We start from the raw sequence: 22523 nt of genomic DNA on the forward strand, positions 1-22523 counted from the left end.
GTTCATTCAGGCGGCGTCCGCGGTAAGTGCCGGGTAGTCCGTGAAACCCTTGGCGTCGCCGCCGAACAGGGTGTTGCGATCGTGCGGATTGAGTGGCGCTCCGTTGCGCAGTCGCGCCGGCAGGTCCGGGTTGGCGACGAATGGACGGCCAAACGCCACGAGGTCTGCCCACCCTTCCTTCAGCGCGGTGCGTGCACGCTCGGCGGTGTATCGGCCGGCGTAGATCAGCGTACCAGGGAATACCGAACGCAGGCGCTGCTTGAACTCGAGCGACATGTGCGGGGCATCTTCCCAGTCGGCCTCGGCGATATGGATGTAGGCGACGCCGATGGAGGCCAGCAGCGCCGCAGCAGCGGTATAGGTAGTTTCCGGGTCGGCGTCGGCACAGCCATTGAGCGTGGTGAGCGGGGCGAGGCGAATGCCGACACGGCTCTTGTCGCCCGTGCCTTCCACCAGCGCCTGCGCCACCTCGCCGAGGAAGCGCAGGCGGTTTTCCAGCGAACCGCCGTAGGCATCGGTGCGGTCGTTGGCGTTGGAGTCGATGAATTGGTTGACCAGGTAGCCATTGGCGGCATGCAGTTCCACGCCATCGAAACCGGCAGCCATGGCACTGCGAGCGGCCTGCCGATATTCGTCGACGAGCGCGTGGATTTCTTCGATCTTGAGCGCACGCGGCTTGGAGGCCTGCACGAAGCCGGGCGTGCCGTCCTTCTCGGCGACGAACACGTTGACGCCTTCGGCCTGCATGGCCGACGAAGACACCGGCGCCTGTCCATCGAGCAGGCTGGTGTGACTCAGGCGGCCCACATGCCAGAGCTGCGCGAAGATGCGGCCGCCGGCGTCGTGCACCGCCTTGGTGATCTTGCGCCAACCCGCCACCTGCGCCGGGGTGTGGATGCCGGGCGTCCATGCATAGCCCTTGCCGAGCGGCGAGATCCATGTGCCTTCGCTGATGATCAGGCCGGCGCTGGCACGCTGCGCGTAATACTCGGCCATCAAGGCGTTGGGGATGTCGCCGGGCTGGCTGGCGCGCGAGCGCGTCATGGGCGGCATGACGATGCGGTTGGGAAGTTCGAGGCTGCCCAGGGCATAAGGCTGGAACAGGGAATCGGTTGTATCAGACATGGAAGGTCTCCACGGCCGGCACCCTCGTGTCGGTCGACTGCGTGTGAAAAAGCGGTAGGACGTACTCGGCGATCTCATGGAAGGTTTCGTCGAGCGGGCGTTGATTGCGACGGAAGTGCAGGCCGATATGGCCGACACCGGCTTCGCGCAGGGCATGCAATTCGTCGATGAGCGCATCGCGACCGCCACGGAAGCCGAACCGCCAGCGCTGCATCGGCTCGTCGGCGCGCTCGGCCAGGTCGAGGTGGATAAAGCTGATGTACGGCTTCGCACCAGCAACAGCGCGCCATGCAGCGATGCGGTGGCGGTGGTCGTCGGGCGTGCCGGGGTAAGCAAGGCTTCCGTCCATGTGCTCGCCGATCCATTCCGGGCGCTGCTGCGCCAGTCCGGCCACCAGCAGCGGCAGGGGCTGCTGGAGCTTCGGCAGTACGGCAAGGCCGGACGGCAGCGTGGCGGTTCCGCCATGGCGCAACAGTTCGACCTGCTCGCGAAAGTGGCTGCCACGACTTTCGAAGTCGCGACTGAACAACGGGTATTCCACGGGCCGGTCGCCGCTGGCCACGCCGAGCAACAGGCGGTTGCCGCTGAGTCGCTGCACGGTGGCGGCGGACTTCAGCGTGAGCAGCGGTTCGCGAATCGGCAACACGACGGCGGCGGTGCCCAACAGGATGTCCCGGGTAACGCCGGCCAGGTAACCGAGATAGGAGAACACCTCGAACACCTGGGCGGCATCGCCGAAGGACGGATCGTAGAGCGGTACGTCACGCACCCACAGCGCACGGAAACCCGACTGGTCGGCCAGCTTCGCCAACGCTGCATGACGTTGCAGATCCGGCTCGCCGGGCAGGCGCCCGGCCATGCGGCGCGCGCGGTCACCAGCAGGCGTCCAGTCGTTGTCCAGGGGAGCTTCGATGCCGATGCTGAAGCCGCCCTGGGTCAGACGGTCGAGTGGGGCGTTCATGACCGTTCCCCGATCAGTCCCACACCGGGGCGAGGCCCGGAGGATTCACTTCGCGGCCGTTGCGATCGAGCGCGGCGATGGCCGCCATATCGTCCGCATCCAGGTGCAGGTCGCGGGCCAGCAGGTTGCTGGCGAGGTTCTCGCGCTTGGTGGAGGACGGGATCACGGCGTAACCAAGCTGCAGCGCCCAGGCCAGCGCCACCTGCGCCACGGTCGCCTGGTGCTTCTGGGCGATCTGCGCGAGCGCCGGATCCTTCAGCACCTTGCCGTAGGCCAGCGTCATGTAGGACGTGACCGTGATGCCCTGTTCCTTGAGGAACGCGGTGAGCTTGGGGTTCTGCAGGTAAGGGCTCAGCTCGATCTGGTTGGTGGCGATCTCGTTCTTGCCCACCACGGCGATGGCCTGGCGGGTCAGTTCGATATTGAAGTTGGAGATGCCGATCTGGCGCGTCAGGCCCAGCGCCTTGGCTTCGGCCAGCGCGGTCATGTATTCCGGCAACTCGATGCCGTTGCCCGGTGCCGGCCAGTGAATGAGCGTGAGATCGACATAAGGCATGCGCAGCTTCTTCAGGCTGTCGCGCAGACTGTCGACGAGCTTGTTCTTGCCGTAGTTCTCGGTCCAGATCTTGGTGGTGACGAACAGGTCGTCGCGCTTGACGCCGCTCTCGGCGATGGCCTGGCCGACCTCGGCCTCGTTGCCGTAGATCTGTGCCGTGTCGACGGCGCGGTAACCCAGTTCGAGTGCGGTGCGCACGGAATCGATGACAGTCTGGCCCGTCAGGCGGAAGGTGCCGACGCCAAAGGTGGGAATGCTCACGGGATGACTCCTTGTTGCGTTGCTAAGGGGAATGAGGGGAAGTAATCAGGCTTCGACGAGTTGCGTCGTGGCGGTGCGGCGGTCCAGTCGTCCGGCCAGCACTGTCAGCCCGAAGGCGCCCAGCGTGACCAGCGCAGCGATCCACGGGGTGTGGGCCAGACCGAGGTGACTCACCACCTGCGCGCCGGCCCAGGAGCCGCCGGCCACGCCGAGGTTGAACGCCGAGATGTTGAAACCGGCGGCGACGTCCGTGGCTTCCGGTGCGACCTGTTCGGCCTGCCGCACCACGTAGACCTGCAGGGCCGGCACGTTGCCGAACGCCACCGCACCCCACGCCAGCACCGTCAGCACCACCAGCGGCTTGCTCGGCGCGGTAAACGTGAGCACCAGCAGCACGGCAGCCAGCAGACCGAAGATGATCTTCAGCGCGGCCACTGGCCCGCGGTGATCGGCGAGGCGACCGCCCCACACATTGCCGATCGCGACGGAGACGCCATAAGCGAGCAACACGAGGCCCACCATGTCGGGCTTGAAGCCGGCAATGTTCTCCAGGATGGGCGCAAGAAAGGTGAAGGCGATCAGCGAGCCGCCGTAACCCACGGCCGTCATCGCGTAGACCAGCAGCAGGCGCGGTTCCAGCAGTACACGCATCTGGCGGCGCAGCGGCGCGGGTTCGGTGTTGGGAATATTGCTGGGCACCAGGGCCAGCGCACCGATCAGCGCGATCACGCCAAACGCGGCGACGGCGAGGAAAGTCATGCGCCAACCAAAGTGCTGGCCGATGAACGTGCCGAGCGGGATGCCGGTGACGAAGGCCACCGTCATGCCACTGAACATCGTGGCGATGGCGCGGGCGGCCTTCTCGCGCGGCACCAGATTGGTGGCGACGATCGAGCCCACGGAGAAGAACACGCCGTGAGCCAGACCGGTCAGCAGGCGGGCAATGATCAGCGTGCCGTAGCCGGGCGCCATCCAGGCCACCACGTTGCCGACGGTGAACAGCGCCATCAGGCCAACCAGCAGCGGCTTGCGCGGCACGCGGCCGGTCATGGCGGAAAGAATAGGGGCGCCGACCGCCACGCCCAGGGCGTAGAGGCTGACCAGCAGGCCGGCCGAAGGCAGGCCGACACCCAGGTCGCCGGCAATCGTCGGAATCAGGCCGACGATGACGAATTCCGTGGTGCCGATGGCGAAGGCCGCCAAGGTCAGGGCAAACAGTGCGAGAGGCATGACTGCGATCCAGGAGGGGAATCAATGGGGCGCAGTCTGCTCGCTTTACATTTGCTGATTAAGCCGTATATAAGCCAAATACTTTTGATTTGAAATCAAATATGAAAACGACCCTCGACGAACTCCAGGCGTTCGTGGCCGTCGTGGACACGGGCTCCATCACCGCGGCCGCGGATCAGCTCGAACTGACCATCTCGGCCACCAGCCGCACCCTGGGGCGGCTGGAGGAAAAGCTGCAGACCACCTTGCTCCGGCGCACCACCCGCCGGCTGGAGCTGACGGAGGAGGGCGCGGCGTTTCTGCAGTACGCGCGCGAGATCCTTGCTTCCGTTGACGAGGCGGAGGAGCAGATGGCGGCCCGGCGGCTGCGCCCGGTCGGGCGGCTTCGCGTGGATGCCGCCACGCCCTTCATGCTGCATGTCATCGTGCCGCTGGTACGGGGCTTTCGCGAACGCTTCCCGGACGTGGAGCTGGAACTCAACTCGAACGAGGGCATCGTCGACTTGATCGAGAAGCGCACCGACGTGGCCTTCCGCATCGGCGCGCTGAAAGATTCCACGCTTCATGCGCGACCCATCGGCAGCAGCCGCATACGCATACTTGCCAGTCCCGATTATCTGAAGCGCCGCGGCACGCCTTCCAACGCGGCCCAGTTGGCGCAGCACGCCATACTCGGCTTCAATCACCCCGATACGTTGAACGACTGGCCCTTGCGTGACGCGAACGGAACGACCGTCCATGTCACGCCGACCGTCGCCTCGTCCAGTGGCGAAACGCTAAGGCAGATGGCACTGGCCGGACTGGGCATCGTCTGCCTGTCCGATTTCATGACGCGCGAAGACCGGCAGTCCGGTCGACTGGTGCCATTGTTTGCCCGCCACACACTCGACGTGCGACAGCCCATCAACGCTGTCTACTATCGAAACACGACGCTAGCTTCTCGCATTACGTGTTTCGTCGATCACATTGTGGAGGCTTTGGGTGAGCGGCCTTTCGAAGAGTGAGTTTTGAGAGTGGGAATGAAGGCTTTTGCCGAGATGCCGGTGATCCGCTTCGACTCATGGCGGACACTCACCAAAACCCGGGGCAAGCAAGAGCGGGAGCGGGTTGGGCACCTCAAAATCAGGAGTAGTTCAACCTGACCCTGTTTGCCTAAACACCCGCCACGACGACCGCCACCACCCACCCCGCCTAATGCGGGGTTTTCGTCTGATGAGGGAACGCCGTGCGACGGGACAACCACACGCAAAGCGAGGTAACGCGCTAAGGCATCACGCACGCTCATAGGGATTTCAGTGCAATCCTATTTCTTGTGGCGGTGTGTTGTTGTTCCTATGGCCCTTTCACTAGGCGCACACGTCCATGAGTTGCATCGATCCCAGTTGCCCCATTTGCCACCCCAAGGGAACAGGCTGGTCGCCCTACGATACCGAGTTGTATTACGCACAACTGCGGCTTGTGGGCAAGGGTGAAGGCAACGGCAACCCAGTGGCAAACGTGCCCTACCGGCTTTTGCTTGGCGATGGCACCTATGAGCGTGGCACGACAGATGCCCAAGGGTTGACGGCCGTCATATGTACTCAACAGCCGGTCGCCCTGTGGCGATTAATGCTGCCCGTGCCAGCCAGCGCGCCCCTTTGTTGCGACGCTCCGGATCGTGGATATGAAAAGATGGGTTTTGAAGTACCCAGCGGCAACGCGCCGTTTGCATTCACCGCCAAGACAACGACAACGCCAGCGATTACAACGGTAGAGGTTCCCAAGGGAGGCGAACGATCGCTGACACGCGGCGAAGAAGCGATGGCGCGAACGGTATTCGGGGATAGCATCGACTATCGCAAAGTGAAAATTCGCCATGGAAGTTATTGGCTGCTTGGGCGCTTCCAGAGAGAAGACACGGCGGTAACGCCGGACGGCAATATTCACGCGCCGCACCCGATCTACCGAGACGACTATTCTGCCGGTACGGGTGCAGATCGCCGATTATTCATGCACGAAATGGTTCACGTTTGGCAGTTTCAACGCGACTATGCGGTGAAACTCAATGGTTTGCGCGTGTCAAGTCGGGGTCGAATCGCGTATCAGTATCAGCTGTCCCCAGAAAGTCGCCTTGCCGATTACAACATGGAGCAACAAGGCGACATCATGGCCGACTATTACATGATATGTATTGAGCGCAATCCGCAGGACGCCTTTAACCCGCGAATGTCAGCGGATTTGTTGTATCACGTCATGCAGCCGTTCGTTAACCCGATCAAACCTCTGCATCTGCCAACCAAGTGAGCGGGTACGTATGAAGCGCTTTTTTTGGTTGTTCTTGCTGGCGAGCACGGCAACACAAGCTCAAACCGGTGACCTGGTGGTGTGGCCGCCCCCGTTGAAGTTGGAACAGCGGGGCGCTGACCTCTTGGCTTGCCTGCCTAGTGACGCCGAACCCATGCCGCTTGATGCTGCCGCCGTTTCGCAAATTAGCGGGACGTGGCCGCCCAAGGAATGGGCTATCGTGAAGTCGCCAAAGGCGCAGCCGGTCACGTTGAAAGCTGGTGACTGTGTTCACTACAACCGACCGTTGAAGGGTTATAGGCAGATCGGAGGCGGTCAACCGTTGCGGCCTGGTGAAACCTACGGATTTCTTTTGCAACGCGTGGGCGATACGGGAAACTCCATGACCGGGCGGTATGTTGGCGTCTTTTGTGTTGAGCAGCTGCCGGGTGGCGAGCGGAACTTTCTGCCCTATATTGAGCATGACGACGGCACGACCACTTACCCGCGTTGCGGCACGTATATCGGTAGCCCGCCTGCGGCCGATGGCATCAACCCGCCTGGACGTCCGTCCGCCGACCCTTCCGCAGAACACTGATCACATACGCAAAGCGGTGTCGTAGCACGAATCGCCTTGCGATAGGACTGGTCCGATTGTGTATCAAGTCATGCAGCCGTTCGTTAACCCACTCCATCCATGGCATCTTCCAACCAAGTCAGCGGAAACGTATGAAGCGCCTTTTTTTTGGGTTGTTCGTGTTGGCGAGCATGGGCTCACAGGCACAAACCGGCCAATATCATTTAGTGGTGTGGCCGCCCCCGTTGAAGTTGGAGCAGCGGGGCGCTGACCTCTTGGCTTGCCTGCCCAGTGATGCCAAACCCATGCCGCTTCGTGCTGCCGCCGTTTCACAAATAAATGGGGGTTGGCCACCCGAGGAATGGGCCGTGGTACGTTCGCCAAAGGCGAGGCCGGTCACGTTGAAAGCCGGTGACTGTATTCAATACAACCAGCCCTTAAAGGGTTATGCCCAGGTTGGAGGCGGCCAGCCGCTGCAACCCGGGGAAACCTACGGGTTTCTTTTGCAACGCGTGGGCGATACGGGAAACTCTCCTACCGGGCGATTTATTGGCGTCTTTTGCGTTGAGCAGTTGCCGGGTGGCGAACGGAACTTTCTGCCCTATATTGAGCATGACGACGGCACGACCACTTACCCGCGTTGCGGCACGTATATCGGTAGCCCGCCTGCGGCCGATGGCATCAACCCGCCTGGACGTCCGTCCGCCGACCCTTCCGCAGAACACTGATCACATACGCAAAGCGGTGTCTTAGCACGAGCCGCGTTGCGATGGGACTCGTCCGATTGCGCGCGCATGAAGTTATCGCCTAAAAGTGCCTAAGCGCGCTCAAAGCGCGCGCCTCTGTCTTCGACAGCAAAGGGTTGGCATGAAGCGATATCACATCACCTTAGGCGCAAAAACCACCTGCGGCGGTGTCGTGCTCGACGGTGAAAGAAACCGCTTAACTGATGGGAAGCCCATTGCCTGTGCAGGTGCGCACATTTATTGCCCGGTGTGCAAAACCACGGGAATCGGCGCCAACGTTTCACCGTTCCACCGAGAAGTAACGAACGGCAAGCAAGTCCTTTTAGATGGCGATCTATGCCTCTGCCAATGCAAGCCGTCGCCCAGGCTAATTGCCGCGCAAACAAGGTCGGGTCAATCATTTGATCCGGGCGATACCGCGCCGTCATCGCCGCCACCAGTACCACCGCAGCCCGAGAGCGGCGCGGCCGAGCGGATGGCCCCTAGCCCACCTTCTGACCCCGTGGCGTGCTGGATCAAGGTTCGCGATAGCACCACGGGACAGCCGTTGCGTAACCATCCCATTGTCGCGGAGGTTCTTGGCGACCGCGTGCGCGGCACCACGGATGCGGACGGTTACGCCGTCGTGCAAACCAAAGACCCGCTAGACGTGATTATCCATATCGTCTTTTCCGCCCCCCGGCGGGAACTCCACTTCACCAACCGCATGTGATGCCATGGCTGATTACACGATACGACACTGGACCGTTGCCACCACCAGCGTAGGCAGCAGCAAGGACGACGCGATAGAAATCCGCGTCAACAATCGCGGAGCGGTGCGGCAGGCCATCTTTGACCAGTTGCGCGCTAAGAACGTGCAGGTGCAAGAGCGTTCCGCGTGGCACGCCTTGGACATCGCCAAGGGCGCCGAGAAAGATTGGAACTACGACGCTATCGCGATCCACCATGCGGGCAACAGTTTCAGTTGTTCGGCCGATGGTGCGGACCAGATGCGGAAAGTCGAGGCTATCGATGTAAGAAACTTTGGTCGGGTGAGCTATCACTATGCCATCGACTGCCAGGGCATCATCTATGAGGCGTTGGACATACGCTACAAAGGCAACCACATAGAACTCGGAAACTCCCGCGTGATCGGAATCGTTCTGCTGGCAGACCTAAGTTTGCCGGGCGAAGGCATGGAAGAAGGTCCGGGCATATGGAAGAAATACAAAGAGAAAGGTATGAAAGTCGCTGCGCGCGAGTTTCTAGGCATTGCGAAAGATGCCGTGGACGTTGTCTATGATGTTCCGAGTGAGGCGCAAATTGAATCCGCCTCGAAACTCTGCGCGACGCTGGCGGATTACTTCAATATCGTGAAGCTCGGTGGGCATCGTGAATTTGCTAAGACGCTTGGTGACAATCGCGCCTGCCCGGGGGGCTATGGTATGACGGTCGCATCCATGCTGCGCCGCGAACTAGGCGTTGCTGCGCCATGAAGTTTCGATGGTCCTATGCGGCGCTGCTGGTGTGTGCGGCTGCCGTCGCGGTACCCGTGTGGCGCTATAACATCGGCGTGGAGCGCATCGTTTCCGATGACGAGGAAATGCCGGTGGTGTGGGAGTGGTTTGTAAAGCACCGCAAAACGTGGCAATACAAGTTCGTCAATCCCGCGCGGCCCGTTCTTGAAATCGAAGCGTATGAGACGCTTTCGGCGGGGGAACAAGTGAAGCTCAAAGAGTTTTGTAAGGTGCGTTACGGGGTTGAGGATGTAGACGCGTGTTATAGGGTGATGTGTGCCCCGTACCACGTTGAGATAAAACCAGGTGGCTGGATTCCTGACAACGTTTGCATCCGCAGATATAACGATGCTTCGCGCCATGAATTGGACGTTACTAAGCCATGAAGTTTCGCTGGCAGTACGCGGCACTAATAGTGTGCGTGGCAGTCGTCGTTGAACCCCTGTGGCGCTATAACATCGGCGTGGAGCGCGTCACTTCCGACATCGAAGAAAGTCCGGTGGGGTGGGAGTGGTTTGTGAAGCATCGGAAGACGTGGCAATACAAGTTCGTCAATCCCGCGAATCCTTCGGGGATTGAGGCAAAGATGATGAACGAGCTTACTCCTGACGAAACGGCGAGATTCAAAGACTTTTGTGAAGTCCGGTATGGTGTCAGTGACACGGAGCAGTGTTACCGGGCCATGTGTGCTGGCAGCGTGGGGGCTACGGATGGATGCTGGCAATGGAGTGCGCCGCCAGTGCGAGCCGCCGATAATGCGGCGCGGGACAGATAGGCTGCTCGCACGGCGCGGCGCCCTGAAAGGCGCCAATCGCGCTTGCGCGGGTGGCTATGGTTTGGTGGTTGCATCCATGCTGCGCCGAGAATTGGGGGGGCGCTGCGCCATGACGTTTCGATGACCCTATGCGGTGCTGCTGGTGTGTGCGGCAGCCAAAACTGGGGTCAGAGTGCACTTTTGACGGTTTAGATGCCTGCTGACAAGTTAGCCAATGGGCAAAGAAAAAGCCCGGCGATCTCTCGCCGGGCTTTTCTTTTGATGGTGGAGGTGGCGGGAGTCGAACCCGCGTCCGAAGGCGTTTGACGCCCGGTACTACATGCTTAGCTCGCCGTTAGATCTCGTCCCGCGACAGCACAGCGTGCAAAGCGCATCGAAGGACCAGCCTGCTTGATTTAGCCCTGACCGACAGGCGGCAGCTTCGGGCGATCTCGTGATAATGACCCTACATCCACGAGCACGAGCACAAGTGGGTTCGGGGCTAGGCCTTAAGCGGCCAGAGCGTAGTTGTCGTCGTTGGCAACTATGAGTTTTGCAACTGGATTAACGAGGAAAGCTGCCCCCTCGGCATGCACCAAGCTATCTCACTACCCCCGTCGAAGCCATGACACCCCCGGGGAAACTGAAGCTGGTCAGTCAGTATATGTAGGCAGGTGGGCTTTCATCAAGGCGGCATGTCGCCGCTATTGTGGGCCAGGACCACCACCCATAGGGACCGACCATGGTGCGGATACGTCAGGCAGGGCTGCATGATGCGGGTGTGTTGACGGATTTGCGTTGCGGGTTTCTGGAAGAGGAACTGCACCAGCAGCTGCCGGAGGGGTTTGCGGACGAGCTGCGCAGCTGGATCGAGGAGGCCATGCCCGAAGGGCGCCTGCTGGCCTGGCTGGCCGAGGTGGAGGGGCGGGTGGCCGGCTGCGTGATGGTGCATCCGTATACGCACATGCCCTCCGCCTATTTCCGCCGCGGCGTGGGCTGGTACGTGCTCAACATGTACGTGCGCAAGCCGTATCGCCGGCAGGGCGTGGCCGCCGGGTTGCTGGCCGCGCTGGGGGCGGCGGCGCGGGAGCAGGAGGTGGATTCGCTCAACCTGCATTCCACGGCGGCCGGCCACACGCTGTATGAGCGCTTCGGCTTCGGCACGTCGGTGGACGCCATGAACATGACGTTGCATGAGGGTGTGGTTGGCCTGTCGGAAGGCGAGCCCGGCTCCTGGCGGCGGGTGGCGGGCTGAGCGGGCTTAGGGTGACCAGAGAGACTCGGCCTGGCTCCGCACGCACGTCACCCCGCGAAAGCGGAAACCGCTTCTTCAGCAGCCGAAGGGCTGGGCATCCAGCGCCTTTCGGCTCGTTGAAGGTCAAGGCACTGGATGACCAGCCCTTCGGCTGTTGAAAAGCGCCTCCCGCCTTCGCGGGGATGACGATCAAGAGCACTGTTTTTGATGTGCTCGGTCGTTTTGTTGGCGGCGCTTAGGCGTGCTTGTTATGGGCGCGCATGGTGCGCTGCTTTTCGCGCTGCCAGTCGCGTTCCTTCTCGGTCTCGCGCTTGTCGTGCGCCTGCTTGCCCTTGGCCAGGCCAATTTCCACCTTCACCTTGTTGCCCTTCCAGTAGAGGGCCATGGGAATGAGGGTGTAGCCCTTGCGCTCGACGGCGCCGATGAGCGTGTCGATCTCTTCCCGGTGCAGCAGCACTTTGCGCGTGCGGCGGTCGTTGGCCACCACGTGGGTGGAGGCGCTGATGAGCGGCGGGATGGAGGTACCGACAAGGAAGATCTCGCCCTGGATCACCATGGCGTAGCTGTCGCCGAAGTTGATGCGGCCGGCGCGCAGCGACTTCACTTCCCAGCCTTGCAGTTCAAGCCCGGCTTCGAAGCGCTGGTCGATGTGGTACTCGTGGCGCGCGCGCTTGTTGAGCGCAATGGTGCCGCCTGTGTTCTTGTCTTTGTCCTTAGGCTTGGCCATGTCCGTTAAACTTCGGGCTTATTGCCCTGATGACGGTCCCGTCCGTGGAGGGACCTGAAGATGATGCTCACGAAGAGGCTGAAGTGATCGAGATCCGCCGCAGCGCCCTGGTGCGATATTCGCCAGCCCAGATGTTCGATCTGGTCAATGACGTGGAAGCATACCCAAAGCGCTTCCCGTGGTGTGTTGCCGCCGAGGTGCTGGAGCGGGGTGAAGATGTGCTGGTGGCGAAGCTGGATCTCAAGTACGCCGGTTTCCGCCAGACCTTCACGACGCGTAATACCACGGTGCCCCCCGGTCGTCTGCAGATGAGCCTGGTGGACGGCCCGTTCCGCAGCCTGGACGGCGTCTGGAACTTCATTGCGCTAGGCGACGCGGGTTGCAAGGTGGCGTTCGAGCTGGATTTCGATTACGCCGGCAAGCTGGTGGGTTCGGCCCTCAAGCTGGGTTTCCAGGGGCTGGCCACCCGCATGGTGGACGATTTCTGTCGCGAGGCGGAGCGCACTTATGGCTGAGCGGATCACCGTGGAGGTGGTCTATGCCGAACCATCGCGCCGCTGGCTGCGTCAGGTGACGCTGGCTGCCGGCAGTACGGTGGCCGAAGCCATCGAGGCATCAGGGCTGGCCCAGGAGGTTCCCGGGCTGGTGGTGGATCCGGCGCGGCTGGGTATTTTTTCCCGCAAGGCGACGCTGGACCAGGTGGTGGGCGAGGGCGACCGGGTGGAAATCTACCGGCCGCTCACGCTCGATCCGAAGGAAGCACGCCGGCGCCGCGCCCACGAGGGCTGACGCCGGCCAGATGGCCTCAGTGGCCGTCGTTGCCGCCGTTGTCGCCACCCTTGTCACCGCCGCCGGAGCCGCCGGTGTTCTTGTCACCCTTGGTTTCGTCGACCGGGTAGCTGGCGTGGTACTTCTTGGTGTCGTTGACCAGCTTCTGGGCGTCTTCGGCGAAGAAGTCACCCTCGGTGCGCACCAGCACATCGTTGTTGAAGGTGAGCTTGAGCGTGTGGATCTTGATGTCGCCCCCGCGATGCTGCTGCGTGGAGACGTAGTCCCACTGGTTCTGGTTGAACGGCGAGTTCACCGAGGGCGAGCCCATGAGCACCAGCACCTGGCGCTTGGTCATGCCCGGCTGCAGCTGATCCACGGTCTTCTTGTCGAGCAGGTTGCCCTGCGACACGTCTGGGGTGTAGACGAGACGGCAGCTGGCCAGCGACAGAGCCAGCATGGCGAATCCCAGCGTGCGAATCAGCTTGTGCATGCGTGTTGCGTCCGGATCGTAAAGGTGTCGGATGATACACTAACGGCCTTGTGGCGCCGCGTGCGTGGAGTTTGTTATGGAACAGGAAACCAAAGAACTGCGCAAAGCCGGGCTTAAGGTGACCCACCCCCGCATGCGCATCCTGCAGATCTTCGAGGACGAGGAGGCCCACCACCTCACCGCCGAAGACATCTATAAGCGCCTGCTGTCCCACCAGGAGGACATCGGGCTGGCCACCGTCTACCGCGTGCTGACCCAGTTCGAGGCCGCCGGCATCGTGGTCAAGCACAATTTCGAGGGCGGCCAGGCCGTCTACGAGCTGGACCGTGGCAAGCACCATGACCACATGATTGATGTGGACAGCGGAAAGGTCATTGAGTTCGTCAGCGAGGAGATCGAGCGCCTCCAGCACGAAATTGCGGCCCGCCACGGCTATGTCATCGAGGACCACAGCCTGGTGCTGTACGTGCGGCCCAAGAAGTCCCACCACAAATAAGCAGTGCGGGCAGCGAGGCGCCTGGGCCGGTGGCGGTGACGCCATCGGCCTTTTTGTTTTTTTGAGTGGGGCGTGGCCTGCGAGGGCTGGCCTATGGAAAAGGCGCTGGATCCCAGCTTTCGCTGGGATGACGAGCTGTGGAATGACGAGCTAGTTTCGGTGTTCGACCACAGCCTGGGTTGACCGTGGCCCGTCATTAGGAAATACCTCTCCGCCTCATCGGGCCGTCATCCCAGCGAAAGCTGGGATCCAGCGCCTTTGTGAAGGCCTGGGCAGAGGCTGCAAACGGGGCGAGGGCATTGGCGAGCGCCCATAAAAAAAGCCGCGGGAGGACTCCTGTCCGCCCTGCGGCTTGATCCGTTACCGGATGGCTCCAGAGAAAGGCGAGTTGCTCGCGTAACCTGGGCGTGCCACCGATACCGGCGGAACGGCATCCTGCCGTTCTTCATGCCCACCGTCCCCACGGTTGGCATGGCTCACCATCTTGCGATGGTGGCTCCCCCACATCGATGGATCCAGCGTAACGAAGCCTTCACACGTCGGGTATCGGAAAATTTCCTATGTAACGTTTCCTAAGTGCGCGCTGCGTCACCAGTTTGCGTGTTGCTTCGCAACAATATGCGTAGATGAACGCCTTGCGCTTCGGGGCGAACCCTGAACAGGCCGCCCAGGGATGTCACCCGGTCGCGCATGCCTTGCATGCCACGGCCGCCACGGGGCATGCGGGCCGGCAGGCCGATGCCGTTGTCGCGGATATCCAGCAAAGCCAGCGCCACGCCCTGGCGCTCGCCGATGCGCAGGCGCAGTTGGAAGGTGTCGGCGTGGGCGTGCTTGACGGCGTTGGTGGCGCTTTCCTGCACGAGGCGATAGACCACGGTGCGGGTGTCGTCGTCGAGCAAGCGCGGGTCGCCGCGAAGTTCGGTGCGATAGGCCACGCCGGCCGCGGTGAGCAGGTCGCGGATCGGGCCTTCGTCCAGCGCCCGTAGCAGGCCGAACTCGTCGAGCACGGCGGGGCGCAGATCGTCGAGCAGGCGGTGCAGGGCGCGCCGCATGTGACCCATGATGGCGTTGATCGACACGCCGATGTCGTCCATGCCGGCCTGGGCGAGCCGCGACTGGGCGAGTTTCAGGTGGGTCTGGATGGCCGTCAGGTTCTGGCCCAGTTCGTCGTGCAGCTCGGCGGCCATGTGGCGGCGCTGGTTTTCCTCGGTGCGCAGGTTGCCGCGCGCGGCGTCGCGCAGTTGGCGGGCGAGGTGGTCCAGGCGGCGGTTCACGGCGGCAAGATAGACGTTCTGTTCCGCCACGCGCTCGCTGCTGCGGCGCAGGGCGTCGGTGGCCGAGCCCAGCATCAGCGCGCCGGTGCCGGCCACGGCCAGGAACAGCTCGCCGGCGGCGCCGGGGGCGCCGTGGCCGGAGAGATGATCCACCAGCGTCATGCCCAGGCTGGAAATCAGCATGGAAAGGCTGGCGCCGCGCCAGCCGTGCCGGAACGCGAAGAACAGCACCGGTGCCAGTGACAGCACGCGGGCGAACTGCGGCTGCGGCGCTTCATGCGAGGACAGCACCAGCAGGATGGCTAGCGAGGGCAGCAGCACCAGCAGGCCGTCCATCAGCAGCCGGCCGAGGCCGCGCTTGTCCAGGCGGGCCCGCAGCAACATCACGAGCAAGGGCACCACGAGCAGCACGCCCACGTAGTTGCCCAGCAGATCCTGGCCCAGCGCCTGCATCATCATGTCCGCGCCGGGGGCGGCGTGGATCAGGGCGAGCATCACGGCATCCGTGGCCGTGGTGGCCGCTACGGTGAAGGCGGCCGACAGCAGCAGGCGGGCGACATCCTCGGGGTCGCGGAGGCTGGCGTGCAGCTTGGCCCGGCGCATCAGCCACAGGCAGATGGCCGACACGATGGGCTCGGGCAGCGCACCCAGCAGGAAATAGCGCCAGCCCAGCGGCAGCGGGTGGAACGAGGCGATCAGGCCGCTGGCGGCGAACTCGGCACCGAGCAGCCACGGCCACATCCGCATGGGGGCCAGCAGCAGCGCACCGAAGCGCAGGCCGTAGGGGAGCATCCAATAGGGTTGCTCGGTCGGCCACAGCAACAGCCAGAGCAGAAAGTAGCCGGTGCCAAGGAGCAGATCCGAGCCCGGCAGGGAGTATTTCGGTCGCATCCGGCGATGGTACATGGCGCCGGGCGGCGTTTAGGCGGCATTCCAGCGCCCTTTCGCGTTCGGCCCGGAGGGCCCTGCCGCAGTGCGAGATCGTAAACAGGCCCTTGGCCTGCTATACATTGGGCCCATGTACAGCATTGTCCTGGTTGACGACCATGCCATCGTACGAGAGGGGTTCAAGCGGCTGATCGAAATGGAACCGGATCTGGAGGTCGTTGCGGAATGCCGCAGCGCCGACGATGCGGTCGAAGCGGTTGGCTCACGTCGTCCCGATCTCGTGGCACTCGATCTCTCGCTGCCTGATGGCAGCGGGCTGCCGCTGATCGAGCATCTGCGTAGCGTCGCTGCGGACACGCGCATCGTGGTGCTGAGCATGCACGACGGCGAACCCTACGTATCGGAAGCCCTGCGCCGCGGTGCCAGCGGCTATGTCACCAAGGGCGTGGCACCGGAAGAACTGGTGGCCGGGCTGCGCGCCGTGATGCAGGGCGAATGCTTCCTCAGTTCCGACCTGCGCAAGCGACGCGCGGAACGGCCCAGCGAAGCACGCGACCCCATCCACCGGCTCACCGCGCGCGAGCGCGAAGTGTTCCTGCTGCTGGCGGCGGGCCGGGCGCCGAAGCAGGTGGCGGGTGAGCTGGGTATTGGCCAGAAGACTGTCTATATCCATCGCGCTAGCCTGATGGGGAAGCTGGGGGCGGGGTCGGAGCTCGACCTCTATCGTATGGCCGCCGAGCGTGGGTTGTTGCCGCGGAAGAACTGACTGCGACGTCGGTAGCGCACGCCTGCCAGCTTGATAGATTCACCCATTCCCCTCACCGTCATTCCGGCGAAAGCCGGAATCCAGTGCCTTTGCTTTTAGGCACTTTCGCTTCAGTGAAGAAAGTCACTGGATTCCGGCTTTCGCCGGAATGACGGTGAGGGAAATATGGCGTTGGCGTTGGCGTTGGCGTTGGCGAGGGGCTGGGGCTGGGGCTAGCGCCAATGGCCTGTGTGATGCGGCGCAGGCAGCCTCAAACCTGCGCCCGCTCCAGCATCTGCTTCGCATGGGCCTTCGTTTCGCGCGTGATCTCCACGCCGCCCAGCATGCGCGCCAGTTCGTCACGACGACCGTTGGCATCGAGCTTCTCGATGCGCGTGCGGGTGGATTCGCCGTCGCTGGCCTTGCTCACGCGCAGGTGCGCATGGCCTTGCGCGGCCACCTGCGGCAGGTGGGTGACGCACAGCACCTGGCGTTGCGCGCCGAGGGCGCGGAGCTTCTGCCCCACCACCTCGGCCACGGCGCCGCCAATGCCGGTGTCGACTTCGTCGAACACCATGGTGCCGATAGTGTCCTTGCCCAGCGTGGCCACTTCGATGGCCAGGCTGATGCGCGCCAGTTCGCCGCCGGAGGCGACCTTGCGCAGGGCGCGCGGCGGCTGGCCGGGGTTGGCGCTGACCAGCAGTTCGCAACGCTCCCGGCCTTGCGCGTCGGGCTCGCTGTCGCTGGTGGCTTCCAGTTCGACCACGAGGCGGCCGCCACTCATGCCCAGCTCGCCCATCAGGGCGCTGACCTCGCCACCGAGCCGTTCGGCGGCCTGCAGACGCGAGGCGCTGAGCTTGCCGGCCTGCTCGTCGTACTGCTGCTGCAGGCGCGTGCGCTGGCTGGCGAGTTTTTCCAAGGCGTCGCCCGCGCCTTCGAGTTCACCGAGCTCCTCGCGTAGCGCGGCGGCCTTGTCGTGAAGTTCGGGAACGGGCACCCGGTGGCGTCGCGAGAGTTCGTGCAGTCGGGTGAGGTGGGTGTCGACTTCGCTGTAGCGCTCCGGGTCCAGATCGACATCGAGTGCATAACGGCCCAGGCCGTCGGCGGCTTCGCTGAGCTGGATGGAGGCGTTGTCCAGCAGGTCCAGCAGCGGCGCCAGGCGATCGTCCAGCGCGGCGAGCTTGCTCATCTCCAACTGGGCCCGGCCCAAGGCGCGACGAAGGGCGAATTCGCTGTCGCCATCGAGTAGTTCGACCACGCCGCCCGCGCCCTCGGCCAGGCGTCCGGCGTTGGCCAGGCGCTTGTGGCTGACTTCCAGTTCGGTGAGTTCGTTGGCGGGCAGCGCCCACTTTTCCAGTTCGCCCAGCTCGTGGCTGAGCAGTTCGATGCGCTGCTCGCGGTCGTCGCCGCCGCTGAGCTTGCGGATGCGGTTGCCCAGCTCGCGCCATTGCTGGGCCAGCTCGCGGACCTGGGCGACCAGATCCTCGTTGCCGGCGTAGGCGTCGAGCAGTTCCATCTGGTGTGCCCGCGACAGCAGGGCCTGGTGTTCGTGCTGGCCGTGGATCTCCACCAGCAGCGTGGCCAGTTCGCCGAGCTGGCTGGCATTGGCCGGGCGGCCGTTGATCCAGGCGCGCGAGCTGCCTTCGGCACGGATGACGCGGCGCAGTTGGCAGGCGTCCTCTTCGTCCAGTTCCTCGCGGTGCAGCCACTCGCGGGCCTCGGGGAGCTCGCTCAGGTCGAACTCGGCGGTGAGCTCGGCGCGATCGCTGCCGGCGCGCACCATGCCACTGTCTGCGCGGGCGCCGGCCAGCAGCATCAAGGCGTCCACCAGCAGGGACTTGCCCGCGCCGGTTTCGCCGCTGACGACGGTAAGACCCGGGCCGAAGGCGATCTCGGCTTCTTCGACGACGGCAAAATGACGAACGTAGAGCGAGGTGAGCATGGGCGGCGACGTGGTGAAGTCGTGGGATTGTAAAGGGGAGGGGATGGGGCGCGGCTAGTGGGGTGCATGCCTGGGCGATGGCATGACTCCGCCACACCCCGGTTTTGCCACGCCCGCCCCCCGGCCCTGTCCCCTTTCTTGCAAACTTTGCCGCCAGACCTTATTTCTTTTGTGTCTCACGGATTGCTACAGCATGCCTGCCGCCCAACTCGATGCCCGCGCACGCCGACTCCTGCGCACATTGATTGCCCAGTACCTCGCCGATGGCGAGCCCGTAGGGTCGCGCACGCTGTCGCGCTCCTCCGGGCTGGACGTGAGCCCGGCGACCATCCGCAACATCATGTCCGACCTGGAAGACGCCGGCCTGGTGGCGTCGCCGCATACCTCGGCGGGGCGCGTGCCGACGCCGCGCGGCCTGCGTTTGTTTGTGGACAGCCTGATCGAACTGCAGCCCCTGCCGCAGGACGAGATGGCGCGCCTGCGCCGCGAGCTGCCCCCGGGCCCGACCACCACCCGCGACCTGCTGGGCAACGCCTCGACCTTGCTGTCGGCGATGACGCAGTTCGCCGGCGTGGTCACGGTGCCGCGGCAGGCTGACTTCCCCCTGCGACACATCGATTTCGTGGCGCTGCCCGATGCCCGGGTGCTGGTGATCCTGGTGTTTTCGGACAACCAGGTGCAGAACCGCATTGTCCAACTGGCCAGGCCGCTGGACGGCCGCGAGCTGGAGCAGGCGGCCAACTATCTCAATGCCCAGTTTGCCGGCCTGCGCCTGGACGACATCCGGGGCCACCTGCTGCGTGAACTGCGCGAGGCCAGTGGCGAGCTCAACCGCCTGATGTCCAGCGCGGTGGAACTGGCGGCGGCCTCGTTCGCCCCGCAGAGCGAGAGCGACGACGTACTGGTCAGCGGCCAGACCAATCTGATGGGTTATTCGGAGCTGGCCAACCTGGAGCGCCTGCGCGAGCTGTTCGAGGCATTCCAGAAGAAAAGCGAGCTGCTGCAGCTCATGGAAGTGTGCGCCAAAGCCCCTGGCGTGCGCCTGTTCATCGGCGAAGAATCAGGGTTTGCGGCGCTGGATGGTTGCAGCGTGGTCACGGCCAGCTACGGAGCCCAGGGGCGCGTGCTGGGTGCGGTCGGGGTGATCGGCCCCACCCGCATGGCCTATGAGCGGGTGATTCCCGTGGTGCAGGCAACGGCCGGTTTGCTCAGCGACGCCTTGAATCGCGTCGCGACGACCTTATAACGCGCTCGGGAGGCGGGGTTTTACCCGCAAGTGATTGACGGTTGGTGCCGCTTGGTGCCGGCCACGGATAAGGCTTGGAGTGATTCATGCAAAGCAACGATCCAACGACGCCCACCGGGGCGCAGGGCGACGCGGCCAGCGCAGAGCTGGAGGCGCTGAAGGCGCGCATCGCGGAGCTGGAGGCGAACAACGTGGAGCTGCGCGACACCGTGTTGCGCGAAAAGGCGGAGATCGAGAACCAGCGCCGCCGCCTGCACCGCGACGTGGAGCAGGCCCGCCGCTTCGCCAACGAGAAGCTGCTGAACGAGCTGCTGCCCGTCTACGACGGCCTGGAGCGCGGCCTGCAGGTGGAAGGCGGTGACGTGGCCAGCATGCGCGAGGGCATCGCGCTGACGCTGAAGTCGCTGTTGAAGATTGCCGAGAACAATGGCCTGGTGCAGGTCGACCCAGTGGGGCAACCGCTGGATCCGGACAAGCATCACGCCGTTAGCATGGTGGAGGCCCCGGGCGCGGCCCCCAACACGGTCGTCAGCGTGCTCCAGAAGGGCTACGTGCTGAACGACCGGCTTCTGCGCCCCGCGTTGGTGGCGGTCGCCAAGGAGTAACGCCCCGGCTCGCGGTCGAGGGCGCCTGAACGGCGTCCCCTGCGGGCTTCGGCGGAAAGGCATACGGGGTCTTGCCGGCATTGAGATGGTACGTGCCGGGCCCCATCTGACAAATCAGATCGCGGCCGAGGGGTCGCTTAAAGCATTCGGGAGTAGACAACATGGGTAAAATCATCGGTATCGACCTGGGCACGACCAACTCGTGCGTCGCCGTGATGGACGGCACCACCGCCAAGGTCATCGAAAACTCGGAAGGCGACCGCACCACGCCGTCCATCGTTGCATTCACCAAGGACGGCGAAGTCCTGGTGGGCGCGCCGGCCAAGCGCCAGAGCGTGACCAACCCCAAGAACACCTTCTACGCGGTGAAGCGCCTGATCGGCCGCAAGTTCACCGACGCGGAAGTGCAGAAAGACCTGCACATCGTGCCCTACGGCATCATCGCGCATGACAACGGCGACGCCTGGGTGGAGACCTCCGACGGCAAGAAGATGGCTCCGCAGGAGATCTCGGCCAAGGTCCTCATGAAGATGAAGAAGACCGCCGAAGACTATCTCGGCGAGACCATCACCGAAGCCGTGATCACGGTGCCGGCCTACTTCAACGACAGCCAGCGCCAGGCCACCAAGGACGCCGGCCGCATCGCCGGCCTGGACGTCAAGCGCATCATCAACGAGCCGACCGCGGCCGCGCTGGCCTACGGCCTGGACAAGAAGGGCGCCGACCGCAAGGTGGCGGTGTATGACCTCGGCGGCGGCACGTTCGACGTGTCCATCATCGAGATCGCCGAAGTCGACGGCGAGAAGCAGTTCGAAGTGCTGGCCACCAACGGCGACACCTTCCTGGGTGGCGAAGACTTCGACATGCGCGTCATCGACTACCTCGTCGAAGAATTCAAGAAAGACACGGGCATGGACCTGCGCAAGGATCCGCTCGCGCTGCAGCGCCTGAAGGACGCCGCCGAGCGCGCGAAGATCGAGCTGTCGTCCAGCCACCAGACCGAAGTGAACCTGCCGTACATCACGGCCGACGCTTCCGGCCCGAAGCACCTCAACATCAAGCTGACCCGTGCCAAGCTCGAGTCGCTGGTGGAAGACCTGATCAAGCGCACCATCGAGCCGTGCCGCACCGCGTTGAATGACGCCGGCCTGCGCGTGTCCGACATCAGTGAGGTGATCCTCGTCGGTGGCCAGACCCGCATGCCCAAGGTGCAGGAGTCGGTGAAGGACTTCTTCGGCAAGGAACCGCGCAAGGACGTCAACCCGGACGAGGCCGTCGCTGTCGGCGCCGCGATCCAGGGCGGCGTGCTGGGCGGTACCGTGAAGGACGTGCTGCTGCTCGACGTCACCCCGCTGTCGCTCGGTATCGAGACGATGGGCGGCGTGATGACCAAGCTGATCGAGAAGAACACCACCGTGCCGACCAAGGCCTCGCAGGTGTTCTCCACCGCCGACGACAACCAGAGCGCTGTGACCGTGCATGTGCTGCAGGGTGAGCGCGAGCGTGCCAGCGCCAACAAGTCGCTGGGCAAGTTCGACCTGCAGGGCATCGAGCCGGCGCCGCGCGGCATGCCGCAGATCGAAGTGACCTTCGACATCGACGCCAACGGCATCCTGCACGTGTCGGCCAAGGACAAGAAGAGCGGCAAGGAACAGAAGATCGAAATCAAGGCCGGTTCGGGCCTGTCCGAGGAAGAGATCGCCCGCATGGTGGCCGACGCCGAGGCCAACAAGGAAGAAGACAAGAAGTTCCACGAGCTCGTCGCCACCCGCAACAAGGCCGACCAGCTGGTGCACGCCACCCGCAGCGCGCTCAAGGAGCACGGCGGCAAGGTGCCGGGCGAACAGCTGAGCAGCATCGAGGGTGCGCTGTCCGACCTTGAGAAGGTGAAGGACGGCGACGACAAGGGCGCCATCGAGTCGAAGATCGAGAAGCTCGAGCAGGTGGCCCAGGCCCTCTACGCCGCGGCCCAGGGCGGCGCCCAGGCCGATGCCGGTGCCCATGCCGGCCATCAGGCGGGCGGCTCCTCGGCCGGTCAGGACGACGTGGTCGATGCCGAGTTCACTGAAGTCAAGGACGACAAGAAGTAATATTGGCCGGTCGGCGCTGCCGATCT

General features: G+C 63.7%; 23 protein-coding genes and 1 other RNA gene. 15 read left to right on the forward strand and 9 right to left on the reverse strand.

Annotated elements, in window-relative coordinates:
* Positions 1-6: 6 nt before the first annotated feature.
* The 4 genes from HY57_RS11190 to HY57_RS11205 are packed head-to-tail and all read right to left on the reverse strand — an operon-like array spanning position 7 to position 4133.
* Positions 7-1125, reverse strand: a complete 1119-nt coding sequence (locus tag HY57_RS11190; RefSeq protein ID WP_019466953.1) for an alkene reductase — start codon at positions 1123-1125, stop codon at positions 7-9.
* Complete coding sequence (locus HY57_RS11195; RefSeq protein WP_019466954.1) at positions 1118-2086, reverse strand: TIGR03571 family LLM class oxidoreductase; 969 nt, start codon at positions 2084-2086, stop codon at positions 1118-1120. Before HY57_RS11195 ends, HY57_RS11190 begins: the two co-directional genes overlap by 8 nt.
* A 13-nt stretch (positions 2087-2099) precedes the next feature.
* Positions 2100-2903, reverse strand: a complete 804-nt coding sequence (gene dkgB / locus HY57_RS11200) for a 2,5-didehydrogluconate reductase DkgB (RefSeq protein WP_019466955.1) — start codon at positions 2901-2903, stop codon at positions 2100-2102.
* A gap of 45 nt (positions 2904-2948) precedes the next feature.
* Positions 2949-4133 carry an MFS transporter gene (locus tag HY57_RS11205; protein WP_019466956.1) on the reverse strand — a complete coding sequence of 395 codons (1185 nt, stop codon included), beginning with the start codon at positions 4131-4133 and terminating at the stop codon, positions 2949-2951.
* A 101-nt stretch (positions 4134-4234) separates the two neighbouring features.
* Between HY57_RS11205 and HY57_RS11210 the strand changes: the two genes are divergently transcribed.
* The 7 genes from HY57_RS11210 (at position 4235) to HY57_RS11230 (ending at position 9600) form a co-directional block, all read left to right on the forward strand.
* Entirely contained in the window at positions 4235-5137 is a 903-nt protein-coding gene (locus HY57_RS11210; RefSeq protein WP_019466957.1) for a LysR family transcriptional regulator, read from the forward strand.
* 358 nt (positions 5138-5495) lie between these two features.
* Positions 5496-6416: a hypothetical protein gene (locus tag HY57_RS21580; RefSeq protein WP_144240812.1), complete on the forward strand. Its 921-nt coding sequence runs from the start codon at positions 5496-5498 to the stop codon at positions 6414-6416.
* 10 nt (positions 6417-6426) lie between these two features.
* On the forward strand, positions 6427-6993 hold the full coding sequence (locus HY57_RS21585) for a hypothetical protein (RefSeq protein WP_039732541.1): 567 nt from the start codon (positions 6427-6429) through the stop codon (positions 6991-6993).
* A 131-nt stretch (positions 6994-7124) separates the two neighbouring features.
* A complete protein-coding gene (locus HY57_RS21590) occupies positions 7125-7700 on the forward strand; it encodes a hypothetical protein (protein WP_144240813.1) in 576 nt (191 codons plus the stop codon).
* A gap of 139 nt (positions 7701-7839) precedes the next feature.
* A complete protein-coding gene (locus HY57_RS21220) occupies positions 7840-8430 on the forward strand; it encodes a PAAR domain-containing protein (protein WP_081500731.1) in 591 nt (196 codons plus the stop codon).
* Positions 8431-8434: 4 nt separating this feature from the next.
* Entirely contained in the window at positions 8435-9193 is a 759-nt protein-coding gene (locus HY57_RS11225; RefSeq protein WP_019466961.1) for a peptidoglycan recognition protein family protein, read from the forward strand.
* Complete coding sequence (locus HY57_RS11230) at positions 9190-9600, forward strand: hypothetical protein (protein WP_019466962.1); 411 nt, start codon at positions 9190-9192, stop codon at positions 9598-9600. The genes HY57_RS11225 and HY57_RS11230 overlap by 4 nt, the downstream gene beginning before the upstream one ends.
* Before the next feature lie 651 nt (positions 9601-10251).
* Here the strand turns inward: HY57_RS11230 and ssrA are convergent.
* Positions 10252-10604: a transfer-messenger RNA gene (gene ssrA / locus HY57_RS21225) on the reverse strand.
* Between the two features lie 106 nt (positions 10605-10710).
* On the opposite strand from ssrA, the gene HY57_RS11240 reads away from it, so the two are divergent.
* Positions 10711-11223, forward strand: coding sequence for a GNAT family N-acetyltransferase (locus HY57_RS11240; RefSeq protein ID WP_081500732.1), 513 nt, complete (start codon positions 10711-10713; stop codon positions 11221-11223).
* Positions 11224-11458: 235 nt separating this feature from the next.
* On the opposite strand, the gene smpB is transcribed toward HY57_RS11240, so the two are convergent.
* A complete protein-coding gene (gene smpB / locus HY57_RS11245; RefSeq protein ID WP_019466965.1) occupies positions 11459-11950 on the reverse strand; it encodes an SsrA-binding protein SmpB in 492 nt (163 codons plus the stop codon).
* Positions 11951-12033: 83 nt separating this feature from the next.
* Between smpB and HY57_RS11250 the strand changes: the two genes are divergently transcribed.
* Positions 12034-12465: a type II toxin-antitoxin system RatA family toxin gene (locus tag HY57_RS11250; RefSeq protein ID WP_019466966.1), complete on the forward strand. Its 432-nt coding sequence runs from the start codon at positions 12034-12036 to the stop codon at positions 12463-12465.
* The gene (locus HY57_RS11255) at positions 12458-12739 is read left to right on the forward strand and encodes an RnfH family protein (protein ID WP_019466967.1); all 282 of its coding nucleotides are present in this window, start codon (positions 12458-12460) and stop codon (positions 12737-12739) included. The genes HY57_RS11250 and HY57_RS11255 overlap by 8 nt, the downstream gene beginning before the upstream one ends.
* A gap of 16 nt (positions 12740-12755) precedes the next feature.
* Here HY57_RS11255 and HY57_RS11260 read toward each other — a convergent pair whose 3' ends face one another.
* The gene (locus HY57_RS11260) at positions 12756-13211 is read right to left on the reverse strand and encodes an outer membrane protein assembly factor BamE (protein WP_019466968.1); all 456 of its coding nucleotides are present in this window, start codon (positions 13209-13211) and stop codon (positions 12756-12758) included.
* A gap of 76 nt (positions 13212-13287) precedes the next feature.
* On the opposite strand from HY57_RS11260, the gene fur reads away from it, so the two are divergent.
* Positions 13288-13707: a ferric iron uptake transcriptional regulator gene (gene fur, locus HY57_RS11265; protein WP_019466969.1), complete on the forward strand. Its 420-nt coding sequence runs from the start codon at positions 13288-13290 to the stop codon at positions 13705-13707.
* Between the two features lie 572 nt (positions 13708-14279).
* On the opposite strand, the gene HY57_RS11270 is transcribed toward fur, so the two are convergent.
* A complete protein-coding gene (locus HY57_RS11270; protein WP_100218280.1) occupies positions 14280-15872 on the reverse strand; it encodes an MASE1 domain-containing sensor histidine kinase in 1593 nt (530 codons plus the stop codon).
* A 127-nt stretch (positions 15873-15999) separates the two neighbouring features.
* Between HY57_RS11270 and HY57_RS11275 the strand changes: the two genes are divergently transcribed.
* Positions 16000-16635, forward strand: a complete 636-nt coding sequence (locus HY57_RS11275) for a response regulator transcription factor (RefSeq protein ID WP_019466972.1) — start codon at positions 16000-16002, stop codon at positions 16633-16635.
* A 250-nt stretch (positions 16636-16885) separates the two neighbouring features.
* On the opposite strand, the gene recN is transcribed toward HY57_RS11275, so the two are convergent.
* Positions 16886-18556, reverse strand: coding sequence for a DNA repair protein RecN (gene recN / locus HY57_RS11280; RefSeq protein ID WP_019466973.1), 1671 nt, complete (start codon positions 18554-18556; stop codon positions 16886-16888).
* 193 nt (positions 18557-18749) lie between these two features.
* Between recN and hrcA the strand changes: the two genes are divergently transcribed.
* The 3 genes from hrcA (at position 18750) to dnaK (ending at position 22497) form a co-directional block, all read left to right on the forward strand.
* Positions 18750-19802, forward strand: coding sequence for a heat-inducible transcriptional repressor HrcA (gene hrcA, locus HY57_RS11285; RefSeq protein ID WP_019466974.1), 1053 nt, complete (start codon positions 18750-18752; stop codon positions 19800-19802).
* Between the two features lie 86 nt (positions 19803-19888).
* Positions 19889-20407 (forward strand): nucleotide exchange factor GrpE, encoded by a 519-nt coding sequence (grpE, locus tag HY57_RS11290; RefSeq protein ID WP_019466975.1) that lies wholly within the window; start codon positions 19889-19891, stop codon positions 20405-20407.
* Between the two features lie 161 nt (positions 20408-20568).
* On the forward strand, positions 20569-22497 hold the full coding sequence (dnaK, locus tag HY57_RS11295) for a molecular chaperone DnaK (protein ID WP_019466976.1): 1929 nt from the start codon (positions 20569-20571) through the stop codon (positions 22495-22497).
* The last annotated feature ends 26 nt before the right edge of the window (positions 22498-22523 follow it).

Source organism: Dyella japonica A8, assembly GCF_000725385.1.
GTDB lineage: Bacteria > Pseudomonadota > Gammaproteobacteria > Xanthomonadales > Rhodanobacteraceae > Dyella > Dyella japonica_C.

Coding starts and splice junctions, on each gene's coding strand:
- HY57_RS11190 (WP_019466953.1), bottom strand. CDS start 1,125: ATGTCTGATACAACCGATTCCCTGTTCCAGCCTTATGCCCTGGGCAGC.
- HY57_RS11195 (WP_019466954.1), bottom strand. CDS start 2,086: ATGAACGCCCCACTCGACCGTCTGACCCAGGGCGGCTTCAGCATCGGC.
- HY57_RS11205 (WP_019466956.1), bottom strand. CDS start 4,133: ATGCCTCTCGCACTGTTTGCCCTGACCTTGGCGGCCTTCGCCATCGGC.
- HY57_RS11210 (WP_019466957.1), top strand. CDS start 4,235: ATGAAAACGACCCTCGACGAACTCCAGGCGTTCGTGGCCGTCGTGGAC.
- HY57_RS21580 (WP_144240812.1), top strand. CDS start 5,496: ATGAGTTGCATCGATCCCAGTTGCCCCATTTGCCACCCCAAGGGAACA.
- HY57_RS21585 (WP_039732541.1), top strand. CDS start 6,427: ATGAAGCGCTTTTTTTGGTTGTTCTTGCTGGCGAGCACGGCAACACAA.
- HY57_RS21590 (WP_144240813.1), top strand. CDS start 7,125: ATGAAGCGCCTTTTTTTTGGGTTGTTCGTGTTGGCGAGCATGGGCTCA.
- HY57_RS21220 (WP_081500731.1), top strand. CDS start 7,840: ATGAAGCGATATCACATCACCTTAGGCGCAAAAACCACCTGCGGCGGT.
- HY57_RS11225 (WP_019466961.1), top strand. CDS start 8,435: ATGGCTGATTACACGATACGACACTGGACCGTTGCCACCACCAGCGTA.
- HY57_RS11230 (WP_019466962.1), top strand. CDS start 9,190: ATGAAGTTTCGATGGTCCTATGCGGCGCTGCTGGTGTGTGCGGCTGCC.
- HY57_RS11240 (WP_081500732.1), top strand. CDS start 10,711: ATGGTGCGGATACGTCAGGCAGGGCTGCATGATGCGGGTGTGTTGACG.
- smpB (WP_019466965.1), bottom strand. CDS start 11,950: ATGGCCAAGCCTAAGGACAAAGACAAGAACACAGGCGGCACCATTGCG.
- HY57_RS11255 (WP_019466967.1), top strand. CDS start 12,458: ATGGCTGAGCGGATCACCGTGGAGGTGGTCTATGCCGAACCATCGCGC.
- HY57_RS11260 (WP_019466968.1), bottom strand. CDS start 13,211: ATGCACAAGCTGATTCGCACGCTGGGATTCGCCATGCTGGCTCTGTCG.
- fur (WP_019466969.1), top strand. CDS start 13,288: ATGGAACAGGAAACCAAAGAACTGCGCAAAGCCGGGCTTAAGGTGACC.
- HY57_RS11270 (WP_100218280.1), bottom strand. CDS start 15,872: ATGCGACCGAAATACTCCCTGCCGGGCTCGGATCTGCTCCTTGGCACC.
- HY57_RS11275 (WP_019466972.1), top strand. CDS start 16,000: ATGTACAGCATTGTCCTGGTTGACGACCATGCCATCGTACGAGAGGGG.
- recN (WP_019466973.1), bottom strand. CDS start 18,556: ATGCTCACCTCGCTCTACGTTCGTCATTTTGCCGTCGTCGAAGAAGCC.
- hrcA (WP_019466974.1), top strand. CDS start 18,750: ATGCCTGCCGCCCAACTCGATGCCCGCGCACGCCGACTCCTGCGCACA.
- grpE (WP_019466975.1), top strand. CDS start 19,889: ATGCAAAGCAACGATCCAACGACGCCCACCGGGGCGCAGGGCGACGCG.
- dnaK (WP_019466976.1), top strand. CDS start 20,569: ATGGGTAAAATCATCGGTATCGACCTGGGCACGACCAACTCGTGCGTC.